12 protein-coding genes are annotated in these 13,727 nt (G+C 63.7%); 4 read left to right on the plus strand and 8 right to left on the minus strand.

Annotation, left to right across the window (positions count from 1 at the left end; genetic code table 11):
* The first annotated feature begins 156 nt into the window (after positions 1–156).
* On the plus strand, positions 157–2,298 hold the full coding sequence (locus tag JQ574_RS27455; protein ID WP_212206168.1) for an EAL domain-containing protein: 2,142 nt from the start codon (positions 157–159) through the stop codon (positions 2,296–2,298).
* A gap of 143 nt (positions 2,299–2,441) precedes the next feature.
* Here the strand turns inward: JQ574_RS27455 and JQ574_RS27460 are convergent, their stop codons facing one another.
* Positions 2,442–2,960, minus strand: coding sequence for a MarR family winged helix-turn-helix transcriptional regulator (locus JQ574_RS27460; protein WP_212206166.1), 519 nt, complete (start codon positions 2,958–2,960; stop codon positions 2,442–2,444).
* Positions 2,961–3,135: 175 nt separating this feature from the next.
* Between JQ574_RS27460 and JQ574_RS27465 the strand changes: the two genes are divergently transcribed.
* From JQ574_RS27465 to JQ574_RS27475, 3 genes are read left to right on the plus strand one after another with little or no spacing between them, the layout of a single operon-like run.
* Entirely contained in the window at positions 3,136–4,176 is a 1,041-nt protein-coding gene (locus JQ574_RS27465; protein ID WP_212206164.1) for a branched-chain amino acid ABC transporter permease, read from the plus strand.
* 5 nt (positions 4,177–4,181) lie between these two features.
* Positions 4,182–5,951 (plus strand): ABC transporter permease subunit, encoded by a 1,770-nt coding sequence (locus tag JQ574_RS27470; protein WP_212206162.1) that lies wholly within the window; start codon positions 4,182–4,184, stop codon positions 5,949–5,951.
* The gene (locus tag JQ574_RS27475) at positions 5,948–6,679 is read left to right on the plus strand and encodes an ABC transporter ATP-binding protein (protein ID WP_212206160.1); all 732 of its coding nucleotides are present in this window, start codon (positions 5,948–5,950) and stop codon (positions 6,677–6,679) included. The genes JQ574_RS27470 and JQ574_RS27475 overlap by 4 nt, the downstream gene beginning before the upstream one ends.
* Before the next feature lie 96 nt (positions 6,680–6,775).
* Here JQ574_RS27475 and JQ574_RS27480 read toward each other — a convergent pair whose 3' ends face one another.
* The 7 genes from JQ574_RS27480 to JQ574_RS27510 all read right to left on the minus strand — a co-directional run bounded on the left by JQ574_RS27480 (position 6,776) and on the right by JQ574_RS27510 (position 13,726).
* Positions 6,776–7,927: an ABC transporter substrate-binding protein gene (locus JQ574_RS27480; protein WP_192737102.1), complete on the minus strand. Its 1,152-nt coding sequence runs from the start codon at positions 7,925–7,927 to the stop codon at positions 6,776–6,778.
* A 114-nt stretch (positions 7,928–8,041) separates the two neighbouring features.
* Positions 8,042–8,461, minus strand: a complete 420-nt coding sequence (locus JQ574_RS27485; protein WP_212206158.1) for a thioesterase family protein — start codon at positions 8,459–8,461, stop codon at positions 8,042–8,044.
* Positions 8,462–8,495: 34 nt separating this feature from the next.
* Positions 8,496–9,257: an SDR family NAD(P)-dependent oxidoreductase gene (locus tag JQ574_RS27490; RefSeq protein WP_212206156.1), complete on the minus strand. Its 762-nt coding sequence runs from the start codon at positions 9,255–9,257 to the stop codon at positions 8,496–8,498.
* A 46-nt stretch (positions 9,258–9,303) separates the two neighbouring features.
* Positions 9,304–11,199 (minus strand): feruloyl-CoA synthase, encoded by a 1,896-nt coding sequence (locus tag JQ574_RS27495; RefSeq protein ID WP_212206152.1) that lies wholly within the window; start codon positions 11,197–11,199, stop codon positions 9,304–9,306.
* 1 nt (position 11,200) lies between these two features.
* Positions 11,201–12,001 carry a crotonase/enoyl-CoA hydratase family protein gene (locus tag JQ574_RS27500; protein WP_192737098.1) on the minus strand — a complete coding sequence of 267 codons (801 nt, stop codon included), beginning with the start codon at positions 11,999–12,001 and terminating at the stop codon, positions 11,201–11,203.
* Between the two features lie 652 nt (positions 12,002–12,653).
* Positions 12,654–13,190 (minus strand): REP-associated tyrosine transposase, encoded by a 537-nt coding sequence (locus tag JQ574_RS27505; protein ID WP_212206149.1) that lies wholly within the window; start codon positions 13,188–13,190, stop codon positions 12,654–12,656.
* Positions 13,191–13,264: 74 nt separating this feature from the next.
* Positions 13,265–13,726: a DUF3237 domain-containing protein gene (locus JQ574_RS27510; protein WP_212206148.1), complete on the minus strand. Its 462-nt coding sequence runs from the start codon at positions 13,724–13,726 to the stop codon at positions 13,265–13,267.
* Position 13,727: the final 1 nt, after the last annotated feature.

Below are 13,727 nucleotides of genomic sequence, written 5' to 3' on the forward strand. Positions count from 1 at the left end.
TCCGCCCAGGCCGACGGCATTAACGTTTTGTTGAGGACATTCGCAGGAATGCACGGGCAATGGCCGCCTCTCAAAGCTGCAATTCACCAGCCTGGTCCTTAATAGGACCCTCCTTATTGCCGGGGTGCCGCAAATCGCGGCAGGGGGAACGCGGAAATGGTGGATTCTGTAACGGGGGCGATCCGCCCCGAGCCCGCTCACTTGAGTGCGCGGCTCGAGGAGGCGATCAGTCATCTGTCGCTCGGCATTGTCGTCTTCGATGAGAAGCGGCAAGTCGTCTTCTGCAACAGACGTTACGCGCAGATGTACGGGCTTTCGCCGGAACAGGTGAAGCCGGGCACGCCGACCAGCGAACTGATCCGGCACCGGCTGAGGCTCGGCCTGAAAGTGGCGGTGGCGCCGGATGATTACGTTCGCGCCCGCGTCGGACAGGACATCGCGCTCGACACCACGTTCCAGGAGTTCACCGACGGGCGGATCATCGCCTACACGGTCTACCCGATGCCCGGCGGCGGCGGGATGTCGACCCATGAGGACGTCACCGAGCGCGAAGAACTCCATGCCCGCCTGAAGACACAATACGAGCTGGGAAGGCAACAGGAAGAGGCGCTGCGGATACGCAACTTCCAGTTCGACACCGCGATCAACAACATGTCGCAGGGGCTGTGCTTCTTCGATTCCGACCACCGCCTGATCGTGTGCAACGACCGCTTCGTCGAGATGTACGACATCCCGTTCGGCCGTGTCGGCCCCGGCACGCCGCTGACTGAAATCGTCGATCTTCGCTTTGAAGCCGGCAGCTTCCCCGCGATGACCCGGGATGAATATCTTGACTGGCGTACCAATGTGGCGGTTTCCAACGTCGCCAAAGACAGCATCGTCGAACTGCAGAACGGGCGCACCTTCAAGATCCGCCATCGGCCGATGCCCGGCGGCGGCTGGGTCGCCACGCACGAGGACATCACCGAGCAGCGGCAATCCGAGGTCAAGATCGAATACATGGCTCACCATGATTCGCTCACCGAGCTCGCCAACCGGGTGCTGCTCAATGAACGGCTCGAACACGCCCTGGGCCGCGAGGAAACGGTCGCGATTCATCACCTTGATCTCGACCAGTTCAAGGCTGTCAACGACACGTTTGGCCATCACGCCGGCGACAAGCTTCTGAAGATCGTCGCCGAGCGCCTGTGTGGGCTGGTTCGCGACACCGATACCATTGCGCGAATGGGTGGCGATGAATTCGTCATCGTGCAGGCCCCGATCGCGGACCCGGCCGATGCAACGTCGCTGGCGCAGCGCGTCATCGGCCTTTTGAGTGAACCCTACGACCTTGACGGTCACCAGGCCGTGATCGGCGCCAGCATCGGCATCTCGGTCGGACCCGGCGACGGCAACAGCCCCGACAAGTTGTTGCGGAGTGCAGACCTCGCGCTGTACCGCGCCAAGGGCGACGGACGCGGCACGTTTCGCTTCTTTGAACCGGTGATGGATCTGCAGATGCAGACGCGCCGCGTCATGGAACAGGATCTGCGCAAGGCGCTGCCGGCGGGCGAGTTCGAGCTGCACTATCAGCCGGTCGTCAATCTGGCGAGCAACGAGATCAGCGGCTTTGAGGCCCTGATCCGCTGGAATCATCCGACCAAGGGCATGATTTCGCCGGCCGCGTTCATCCCGCTGGCGGAGGAGATCGGATTCATCGTCCCGATGGGCGAATGGGTCATCCGCCAGGCCTGCGCTACCGCGGCGCAATGGCCCGGCAACCTCCACATCGCCGTCAACATTTCGGCGGTGCAGTTTCGCAACCCCGGCCTGATGCAGGTGATAACAGGCGCGCTTGCCGCATCAAGGCTGGACCCGGCCCGGCTGGAGATCGAAATCACCGAGACCGTGCTGCTGCACAACAAGGAAGCGACACTCGCGGTGCTGCATCAGTTGCGCGAGCTTGGCATCCGGATCGCGATGGACGATTTCGGCACCGGCTATTCCTCGCTGACCTATCTGCAGAGTTTCCCGTTCGACAAGATCAAGATCGACCGCTCCTTCGTCAAGGACATCACCGAGAATTCGGGCTCGCTCAACATCGTGCGCGCGGTCGCAGCGCTCGCCAACGGCATGGGCATGACGGCCACCGCCGAAGGCGTCGAGACCAAGGAACAGCTCGACAGCATCGCGTCCGAAGGATGCACGGAGATGCAGGGCTTCCTGTTCAGCAAGCCGCTTCCCGCCCGCGAGATCGAGCGGCTGTTCCTGAAGGGGAATGGGACGAAGGCCGTTGCGGGCCGTATCGTCGCGGCCTGATTAATTGTTGCTTGTCATTCCCCGATGCGCAGTTGCGCATCTGAGGGCATCGCACAGCGATGAACCCGGAATCTCGAGATTCCCCGATGTTGCAATTGCACATCTGAGGTTCGCACTTCGCGCGCCCCGGAATGACAGCTGGGCTAAAACTCCGCCGCGATCTTCGACAGCATATCGAGCAGCGCGACGCGATTGGCCGGCCCCAGCACCTCGTTGAGGCGAGCTTCGTGTTTGGTGGCGACGAGCTTCTTGGCGCGCGCCAGCACCGCGCGGCCCTTGTCGGTCAGCATCAGGATGTGCGAGCGGCGGTCGTTGGTCGAACGCATCCGCGTGCAGAGATCGCGGCTTTCCAGCGCGTCGAGCATCGCCACGAAATTCGGCCGAAGGATGCCGAGCGTGTTGGCGATCTCGGTCTGATTGCGGCCGGGATTCTTGTCGAGCAGCAGCAGCACCGAGAATTGCGCCGGCGTCAGCTGCAGCGGCGCGACGCAGCGCAGGAAGTCCTCGAACACCCTCAGCTGCGCACGCTTCAGCGAATAGCCGAGCAGGTCGGACAATTCGCCCATATGCAGGGCGACGTTTTCCGCAGCGCCGTCGACAGGATCCTTGCCGCCTGCGCGGGAAAGCTTGACGGCGTCGGTGGCCGCCTTGGAAACTGTCATCGCAGGGGGCTCGCAATCCCGATAAAAAGGTCCGCCAACGGTCCGGGCCTTGAGGTTATGTTTGATAATTGTTATAGACTATATCAAATGTCGGCTTCTTTCAACTGCCGATATCGGACCGCCGGCTAACCCTTAAGGGTCGGGATCGGCGCGACGCGTGAGGGGAGCGCCAGTCTTGAATACGACGATCATGCTGTTCCTGCTGCAGGACGGCATCACCAATGGCGCGATCTATGCGTTGCTCGGGCTGGCGCTGGTGCTGGTGTTTGCCGTCACGCGCGTGATCCTGATCCCGCAGGGCGAATTCGTTACCTTCGGCGCGCTGAGCTACGCCATGCTGGCGACCGGCCAGGTGCCGGGCACGGCGCGGCTGGCGGTCGCGATGGGTGTCGTCGCCTTCGGCCTCGATCTGTATGCGGCACGGCGCTCGCTCCGCATCAAGCTGGTGGTGCGCTCGGTGCTGCTCAACATCGTGTTGCCGGTGGCGATCCTGGCGCTGACCTACGCCCTGGCCGGTCCCAAAACCCCGATTGCGGTCAATATCGCATTGTCGCTGCTGATCGTCGCGGCGATCGGGCTGTTTCTCTATCGCATCGCCTTTCAGCCGCTCGCGCACACCTCGGTGCTGGTGCTGCTGATCGCCTCGGTCGGCTGCCACCTCGCGCTGCAGGGTCTTGGCCTCGTGTTCTTCGGCGCCGAGGGCCTGCGCGGACCGGCGCTGTCGAATGCGGCGTTCACGGTGGGACCGCTGCGCTTCACCGGCCAGAGCATCGCCGTCTACGGCCTGACCATCGCCTTCATCATCGCGCTGTGGCTGTTCTTTGGCTTCACGCTAATGGGCAAGGCGCTGCGCGCCACCGCCGTCAATCGCCTCGGCGCCCGCCTCGTCGGCATCCGGACCACGCTGTCGGGGCAGATCGCCTTCCTGCTCGCCTCCGTGATCGGCGCGATTTCTGGAATCCTGATCGTGCCGATCACGACGCTCTATTACGACACCGGCTTCCTGATCGGCCTGAAAGGTTTTATTGCCGCCATCATCGGCGGGCTGGTGAGCTATCCGCTGACGGCGGTCGCCGCGCTGGTGGTCGGCAGCGTCGAGGCTTTCTCCTCGTTCTACGCCAGCAATTTCAAGGAGGTCATCGTCTTCACGCTGATCCTTCCCGTGCTGGTGCTGCGTTCGCTCGCAGCCCCCGCGGTCGAGGAAGAGAAGGACTGACGATCATGACGCAGCGGCTTCCCCTCATCATCTTCGCCATCGTCATGGCGGTAATCCCGTTCATCCCGGGCATACCGCCGTTCTGGATCGTCCTCTTGGACAACATCGGCCTCGCCGCGCTGGTTGCGATGGGCCTCGTACTGCTGACCGGCGTCGGCGGCCTCACTTCGTTCGGCCAGGCCGCGTTTTGCGGCTTCGGCGCCTACACCACCGCGGTGCTCACCACCGCCTATGGCGTGTCGCCGTGGCTGACGCTGCCGCTCTCGCTGCTCGTCAGCGGCATCGCGGCGGTTCTGCTCGGCATCGTCACGGTGCGGCTGTCCGGCCATTATCTGCCGCTCGGCACCATCGCCTGGGGTATCGGGCTGTTTTACCTGTTCAGCAAGCTCGAATTCCTCGGCCGCAATGACGGCATTTCCGGCATTCCGCCGCTGAGCATCGGCGGCTTCCGGATGCTCGATCCCGGCACGATCTATTTCGCGATCTGGATCGCCGTGCTGCTCTCGGCGCTGCTGACCATGAACCTGCTGGATTCCCGCACCGGCCGCGCCATCCGTGCGCTGCGGCGCGGGCATATCGCCGGCGAAGCGTTCGGCGTGCAGACGCCGCGCGCCAAGCTGCTGGTGTTCATCTATGCGGCGGTGCTGGCCGGCCTTTCCGGCTGGCTCTATGCGCACTTCCAGCGCGCCGCCAACCCGACGCCGTTCGGCGCGCATGCCGGCATCGAATATCTGTTCATCGCCGTCGTCGGGGGCGCCGGCTATGTCTGGGGCGCGGTGCTCGGCGCCGGCATCGTGGTGATCCTGAAGGAGATCCTGCAGAGCTATCTGCCTTATATCTTCGGCGGCCAGAGCCAGCTCGAGACCATCGTGTTCGGCATCCTGCTGGTCGTCCTGCTGCAGCTGGCGCCGACCGGCGTGTGGCCCTGGCTGATGTCGAAGCTGCCGCTCAAGCCGGCGCGCAAGATCCCCGACACCTCGCTCGAGCCGCCCGGGCGCGTGCGTGCGCCGTCGACACCTGCGGCGCTGCTGCAGGTCGACAAGGCGCGCAAGCAATTCGGCGGCGTCATCGCCGTCAACGACGTCAGCTTCGACGTCGGGGCGCACGAGATCGTCGCCCTGATCGGTCCCAACGGCGCCGGCAAGAGCACGACCTTCAACCTGATCACGGGTGTCTTGACGTCGACCAGCGGCGCGATCTCGGTGCTCGGCAACAAGGTCGACAACGCGCCGCCGCAGGAGGTCGTCAAGCTCGGCGTCAGCAGAACCTTCCAGCACGTCAAGCTGGTGCCCGACATGACCGTGCTCGAGAACGTCGCGATCGGCGCGCATCTGCGCGGCCATGCCGGCGCGATATCAAGCATGTTCCGGCTCGACCGCGCTGATGAGGCCCGATTGCTGGCCGAAGCCGCGCGCCAGATCGAGCGCGTCGGCCTCGGCGACCAAATCGACCAGCTGGCGGGAAGCCTGTCGCTCGGCCAGCAGCGCATCGTCGAAATCGCCCGCGCGCTGTGCGTCGATCCGCTGCTGCTGCTGCTCGACGAGCCCGCCGCGGGCCTCCGCCACATGGAGAAGCAGCGGCTCGCCGCCTTGCTGCGCCAACTGCGCGACGGCGGGATGTCGGTACTGCTGGTCGAGCACGACATGGGTTTTGTGATGGATCTCGCCGACCGGATCGTGGTGCTCGACTTCGGCACCAAGATCGCCGAGGGCACGCCGGCCGCGATCAAGACCAATCCTGACGTGATCAAGGCCTATCTCGGAGCCACCGCATGAGCGCGCTGTTGAAGGTGAGCGATGCGCATGTCGCCTACGGCAAGGTCGAGGCGGTGCGCTCGGTGTCGCTCGAAGTCGCCGACAACGAGATCGTCACCATCATCGGCGCCAACGGCGCCGGCAAGACGACGCTGCTGAACGCCATCATGGGCATCCTGCCGCTGACCGGGCTTGCCGCCTTTGCCGGCGCTGACATGGCCGCCCTCGACATCGAGGACCGCGTCGCTGCCGGACTCAGTCTGGTGCCCGAGCACCGTGAATTGTTCGGCACCATGAACGTCGAGGACAATCTGCAGCTCGGTGCGTTCCGGATTCCGAAGGCGATCGCCGCCGGATCCTTCGAGCGGGTCTACACGCTGTTTCCGCGGCTGAAGGAGCGGCGCAAGCAGCTAGCCGGCACGCTCTCCGGCGGCGAGCAGCAGATGCTGGCGATGGGCCGCGCGCTGATGGGCGCGCCGAAGCTCTTGATGCTGGACGAGCCGAGCCTCGGCCTTGCCCCGATCATCGTCGCCGACATCTTCCGCACCATCGGCGAACTCCGCGCCGCCGGTGTGTCCGTGCTGCTGGTCGAACAGAACGCGCAAGCAGCATTGAAGATCGCCGACCGCGCTTACGTGATGGAGCTCGGTGAATTCGTTCTGAGCGGCCCGGCCAGCGACATCGCCACCAACGCACGCGTCGCCGCAAGCTATCTCGGCTTCACCCACGAGGGCGAGAGCGCGATTTAGGCAGTAGGGTGGGCAAAGGCGCTCTTGCGCCGTGCCCACCATTCTTCGTGGAGGTAGTGGTGGGCACGCTTCGCTTTGCCCACCCTACGACGTCCCTCACTTCGCCGGAACGTACTTCCCGTTGTTCACGGTCAGGATGATGCGCGAGCGGTCGTCCAGGCCGTAGCGGTCTTTTTCGGTGAAGTTGTAGACGCCCTGGCTGGCGGCGATGTCGCGTTCGGTCAACAGGGCCTGACGGATGCCTTCACGGAATTCCGGCGTGCCGGGCTTGCCGGCCTTCAGGGCCGGCGGAATGACGCGCTTGAGGACTTCAAAGGCATCATAGGAATGGCCGGCGAACTGGCTGCGGCTGTTGGCGCCGTACTTGGCTTCATAGGCGGTGTTGAGCGCGAGACCCGGCTTCTTGGTCAGTGCGCTGTCGGGCTGGGTTTCCGGCGACATCACCGGACCGGAAGACATGATCACGCCTTCCGCCGCCGCACCAGCAATACGGATGAAGTCCATGCTGGCGGCGCCGTGGGTCTGATAGATCAGGCCCTTGTAGCCACGCTCACGCAGCGCGGCCTGCGGCAAGGCCGCGGCGGTGCCGGAGCCGCCGACGAGGACCGCGTCGGGATTGGCGGCGAGCAGCTTCAGCACCTGGCCGGTGACCGACGTATCGGTACGGGCATAACGCTCTTCAGTCGCGAGAGCTATGCCCATCGGAACGGCCTGGGCCTTGAAATCATTGAACCAGAGGTCGCCGTAGGAATCCGAGTAACCGATGTAACCGACGGTCTTGATGCCGTGGGCCTTCATGTGCTCGTACAGCACCTTGCCCATGATTGGGATCGGCTGCGGCATCGCGACCGACCATTTCATGCGCGCCTCGTTGATCGGCAGCGGCGCCAGCGCGAAATGCGGAATGCCGGCTTCGTTGGCGACGGTGGAGACGGCAATCGTCGGCGGCGTGGTCGACGAACCCATGATGATGTCGGCCTTGGATTCGGTGACGAAGCGCCGCGCGTTGGTGGTGGCGGCGGTCGGATCGCCGCCGTCGTCGAGCACGATCAGTTTCAGCGGCACGCCGCCAATTTCCTTCGGCACGAATTCCAGCGCATTGCGCTCGGGAATGCCAAGGGCCGCGGCCGGGCCGGTGGTGACGATGGTGATGCCGATGACGATTTCATTGGCTTGCGCCAACGCGGGCACGGCCGGCAGCGCCAGCGACGCCGCAATCACGGCAGCGGACAGATAAAACTTCTTCATTCATTCCTCCCTTGGATATTGTTTTAATTTTAGATCAAAAATCGGTCGCCAGTTCAGCCCCTTCTTTAGGTCATGCGACGCGCCAAGTCAGCTAACAAGTCCGCCATATATGTCTCAGCCTCGCGTAAACCGCTCGATGATCTCCGGCGGCATCGGAGCCGATTTCAGCCGCGCGGGATCGTCCGGATGCCTGCCGACCAGCACGCGGGTCTCGAACGCCTCAATCGCCAGCGCCTCGCCCTTGAACACGTTGTGGACCACCTCGAAGCTGGAGCGCTTGAAACTCTCGATCCGGCTTTCGATTCTGATCCAGTCGCCATGGGTCGATGGGATGTGGAATTTCGCCCGCGTATCGACCATGGGAATGCCGACGAGGCCGTATTTGTGGATGATGTCCTGTTTCGAAAAACCGGCCGCTTCGAACATGATCGAGGTCGAATCGTCGAACATCGCGAAGTAGCGCGGGTAGTAGACGATGTTGGCGGGGTCGCAATCGCCCCACTGGATCTGCACGTCGCGGCGGTTAACGAACATCACTCAACCCCGATGATGTAATCCAGGACCATACTTAGCGCGGGGCCATGCGGAGCGCGGCATCGAGCCGCACCACTTCGCCGTTCAGATAGGGGTTGTCGATCATATGCAGCGCCAGCGAGGCAAATTCATCGGCCTGCCCGAGCCGGCGAGGGAACGGGATCGAGGCGGCGAGCGAGTCCTGCGCCTCTTGCGGCAAATTGGCAAGCAGCGGCGTGAGGAACAGGCCCGGCGCAATGGTCAGCACGCGAATGCCGAACTGCGCCAGCTCGCGCGCGATCGGCAGCGTCATCGCGACAATGCCGCCCTTGGAAGCCGAGTAGGCTGATTGCCCGATCTGGCCGTCATAGGCCGCGACCGAGGCGGTCGAGATCACGACGCCGCGTTCGCCTGACTCAAGCGGCTCCAGCTTCGACATGCCTGCGGTCGCGAGCCGCAGCATGTTGAACGAGCCGATCAGATTGACCTTGATCACGCGGTCGAAATCGGTGAGCGCCATCGGGCCTTCCTTGCCGATCACGCGCTTGGCGACGCCGATGCCGGCGCAATTGACCAGCACGCGCGCCGGGCCATGCGCCTTCGCGGCGGCGGCGACCGCCGCTTCCGCCGAGGCGGCGTCCGAGACGTCGCAGACCACGGCGACGCCGCCGATTTCGGCGGCGACGGTTTCAGCAAGCTTGGCGTTGAGGTCGCACACCGCGACCTTGGCGCCCTGCGCGGCAAGCCGGCGCGCGGTGGCGGCGCCCAATCCGGATGCGCCACCGGTCACGATGGCGGCCTGGTCCTTCAACTGCATGGTGCTTCTCCCTGGTAGAATCTTCTCGAAGTTGAGTTTCTGGAATTCATTTCAGCGCGATGACCTGCGCCGGCGGCGCCGGTGAATAAATCTGATCGATCAGCGCGCTGCGATGCTCGATCACCGCGCGCTGGTTGATGGAGCCCTTGTCGGTGACTTCGCCGCGATCGATCGACAGCGCCGCATCGAACAGCACCGCGCGCGTGATCCGGGTCGACGAGCCCGTGGCTTCGGCCAGCAGCTTTTGAAACCGCTCGCGGAACGCCGCGCGGATCAGCGGATCGGCTGCCGCTGCCGCGAGATCGTTCGCCGGAAGTTTTGGATTGATGAGACGGCAGCCATCGAGATCGAGCATCACCAGCGCCGATAGTTCGTCGCGGTTGATGCCGGCGATCACGACATCGCGCACCAAAGGCGCGCAGGCCGCGACGAACCGCGCTCTCAAGGGGCCGACGCTGACCCAGGTGCCGCTGGCGAGCTTGAAATCCTCTGCGATGCGGCCATCGAAGTCGAAGCCGGCGTCGAAATTGTCGGGATCAACAGGCTTGAGCGCATCGCCGAACTTGTAGAAACCTTCCTCGTCGAACGCCGCCGCGGTCAGTTCGGGCTGACGCCAGTACCCCGGCGTGACGTTCGGACCCTTGGCGCGGACTTCCAGCTTGCCGTTGTTGGGCAGGAGCTTTGCGTCGTTGCCGAGCACGGGCAGGCCGACATGGCCGGAGCGGCTGGTGTCGGGCCGTACCGACATGAAGAACGGCGAGGTTTCCGTGGCGCCGAGGCCGGTCAGCATCGGTACGCGAAAGCCGGTCTCCTGCACCGCGAGTTCGTCGAGGCTGTTCCAGATGAACGGCGACAGCGCCGCGCCGGAGAAGAACATCGCGTGCAGCCGCCCGAAGAACTTTGCGCGCAGCGCTGAATCTTCGCGCAGATAGGGCAGCAGCGATTCATAGCCCTTGGGGACGTTGAAATAGACCGTCGGCGAAATCTCCCGGAGGTTACGCACGGTCTCCTCGATGCCGCCGGGCATCGGCTTGCCCTCGTCGAGATACATCGAGCCGCCGTTGAACAGTGTCAGCCCGATATTGTGGTTGCCGCCGAAGGTGTGATTCCACGGCAGCCAGTCGATGATCACGGGCGGCTCGTCCATCAGGAAGGCCAGCGTTTCGCGCAGCATCACCTGGTTGGCGCAGATCATCCGCTGGGTGTTGATGACGGCCTTGGGGTTGCCGGTCGAGCCCGACGTCAACAGAAACTTGGCGATGGTGTCCGGGCCGATGGCGTCATGGGCCGCGTCGAGGCGCCAATGCTCCGGCGTCGCCAGGAGGTCCGACAGCAGCGTCACGTCGCGGCCAGGCACCTCGCCGCGCGTTGCTGCGATCTCCGTTCCCTGCGAAACGTTGGTGGCAAGTGCATCGGCGAATTTGCCTGCGTCGTCGGCGAAGACGAGGCCGGGCGTCAACAGCTTCATCAGGAAGGCGAGCTTGCCGTAGTCGCGCGACACCAGCGAATAGGCCGGCGATACCGGGCAGAAGGGAATGCCGGCATAGAGCGCGCCGAACGCCAGCAGCGCATGGTCGACCGAATTGCCTGACAGGATCACGATCGGCTTTTCGGCCGACAGCCCGCGCGCCAGCAGCGCGGAGGCGATGCGCCGCGTCGAGGTCAGGAGTTGCGCGTAGGTGAGCTTGCGCCAGCCGCCGGTCGTCGCGTTGCGTTCCGCCATGAAGACGCGCTCGGGCGCTTCCTTCGCCCAATGATGCAGGCGATCCGTTATGCGCACGGGATAGTCGCGCAGTTTGAGCTTCGGCCTGAGATAGATGGTGCCGTTATCGCGACGCTCGACCGTGACGTCGGGATTGCCGAACGAGATCGCGCGGAGCGGATGGGCGCTGCCGGTGCGCGTGGCGCTTTCAATCGGGGACATGCTGGGCTTGGCGCTCATGTCAGGTCGGTTTCACTTTGGCGGTCTTGCGATCGAGAAACTCGCGGATCCGGCGTTTTGCTTCCTTGTCGCTCTGCGCCACCGTGGCCATCAGCGACTCCATCAACAGGCCGGCCTGCGGATTGGCTTCCGCGATCATCGGCAGCGCCTGAAGCACCGCAAAATTGGTTAGCGGGGCATTGGCCGCGACGCGTTCGGCCAGTTCCAGCGCCTTGGGCAGCGCGCCGCCGGCCTCGGTGAGATATTGCGAGAAGCCGTAGGCGGCGCCTTCGGTCGCGGAATAGACCCGCCCCGTCAGCATCATGTCGGTCATCCGCGCCACCCCGATCAGCCGCGGCAGCCGCACCGAGCCGCCGCCGCCGACGAAGATACCGCGCTGGCCCTCCGGCAGCGCGAAATAGGCTGACGGTTCGGCGACGCGGATATGCGCGGCGCAGGCCAGCTCCAGCCCGCCGCCGATCACCGCGCCCTTGAGCGCCGCAATGACGGGCACGGGGCTATATTGAATGCGGTCGAACACCCGATGCCACATCTGCGAGTGCCGCAGGCCCTCGGTCGCATCGTGCTCGGTCAGTTCGGACAGATCGAGGCCGGAGGAGAAATGGTCGCCGATGCCATGGATGACCACGGCGCCGGTCCCTTCGGGAAGATTGGCGAAGCAATCCTGGATCGCAAGGATAATGCCGTCGTTCAGCGCATTGCGCTTGGCGGGCCGGTTGAGGCCGACGGTCAGCACCGCGCCTGACTTCTCGATGGTGAGCAATCCGGCCTGGTCAGCGGTTGCGGAAGCGGCGTTTCCCATGGATTATTGTTTCCCGTCCAGAATAGTTATATTTTATAACTATTGGCGAGGGAGTCAATCCTCTCGTCGTCGGAGTCAATCCTCTGCGTCGTCCCGGCCTTGAGCCGGGACCCATAATCCGCGGCAGTCATTGTTGCAAAGGGTGTCTAACGCCAGCGTCTTCACCGATAGGCCGCGGCGTGGGTCCGGGGTCAAGCCCGGGACGACGACGGTGTTTGTAGCTGCACCGTGCACTAAGCGCACTTTCACCTTCTCGCGACGCATTGCGCCCGAGCTTTGCCAGAAATTCCTTTGCCCTCGAAAATAGAGGGCGCAGGGAAGACCGGGTGCGCGCTGCGCCCGCGGTCTCGTGTGCGGTTTGCACTAAGTAGGCTGCACACGAGCATACAGGGCAGCGGAGAACACCCGGCCTTCCCTGCGCAATGGCTTTACGGCTTATGCCGTGATCTCCCCGGAGACGAGTTCTCCAGCAACAAAGTTGCGGCGGTAGCCGGCCATGCGGGCACGCTCGGGCGGTAAGGTGATGGGTTTCGCGAAGAGCTCAACCCATCCTACGCTCTGCGTCAATTGGGACGACGTAACACATAGTCACGCTTTAAGTGCGTAGGATGGGTTGAGCTCTTCGCGAAACCCATCGTCTTGCTCAGCAAATCTATCCCCGTTCGCCAAAACCTGCATCCTCGTTCATCACGACGCCTGCCCAATCCTCAGGATAGACGCCTAGCTTCACCATGCGATGGAACGACGAAAAAGGCCAATCCACAACCCGCGCGACGAGACCATGTTTCACCGGATTGATATGGATGTAGTCGACGTGGCGCTCAAAGTCGGTCTCGTCGCGAACGGTATGCTCCCAGTACCGGCGTTGCCAGATGCCACGCTCGCCCTTGGCCGCGCGGCTCCCGGAAATTTGTTCGCCGGCCGGCAGGCTGTGCGAGAACACCGACTTGATCAGTCGCCAGCGTGTGGCAAAATTGGCGTCGCCCTCGGGGAGTGTCCATACCGCGTGGAGGTGATCGGGCAGAACGACCATGGCGTCGATCGTGAACGGATGCTGCTGCCGCACCTTCCGAAACGCCATGCGCAATTCATCGATGTGCTCTGTCAGGAGGCGCAACCGTCGATCCGCGAGATTGACGGTGAAGAAGAAGCAGCCTCCAGCAACGAAGTTGCGACGATAGCCGGTCATACGGGCACACTCGCGCGGTGAGGTGATGGGTTTCGCGAAGAGCTCAACCCATCCTACGGCCTACTCCGAAAGGCTCACAACACCTGATGCACGTCGATGACGACGCGGTCGGTGTGGCGGGCGGCGGAGCCGATGAAGAGGTTTTCCATCAGCCAGCGGTATTTTTCGTGGCCGGTTTCGAATTTCGGCACGGTGCGGAAGTAGATCAGCTTGGGATCGACCGACTCGCCGCGCTTGAGTTTTTGCAGCAGATCGACCGGGCCGAAACGCAGCCCCTTGTTCTCGACATAGACGGTCGCGCCGTCGTCGGTCTCGAAGGCGTATTTGGCTTCCAGCTCGATCAGCTCGTTGGGCCGGATGATCTGAAAATCCGCGCCGAACGCGCAGATCTTGCCGTTGACGCCTTCGCCCTGCACCTCGCCGCCCAGGATCGGGATGATCCGGCGCACGCCGTGGCCGGTCTCGCCGGCCGAAGTCACCTCGCCGATGCGGACGGTAAGCGTGAAGATATACTTTGTCTCAAGCTGCGGCGTCATG

It is taken from the genome of Bradyrhizobium sp. AUGA SZCCT0158 (assembly GCF_018130065.1).
GTDB lineage: Bacteria > Pseudomonadota > Alphaproteobacteria > Rhizobiales > Xanthobacteraceae > Bradyrhizobium.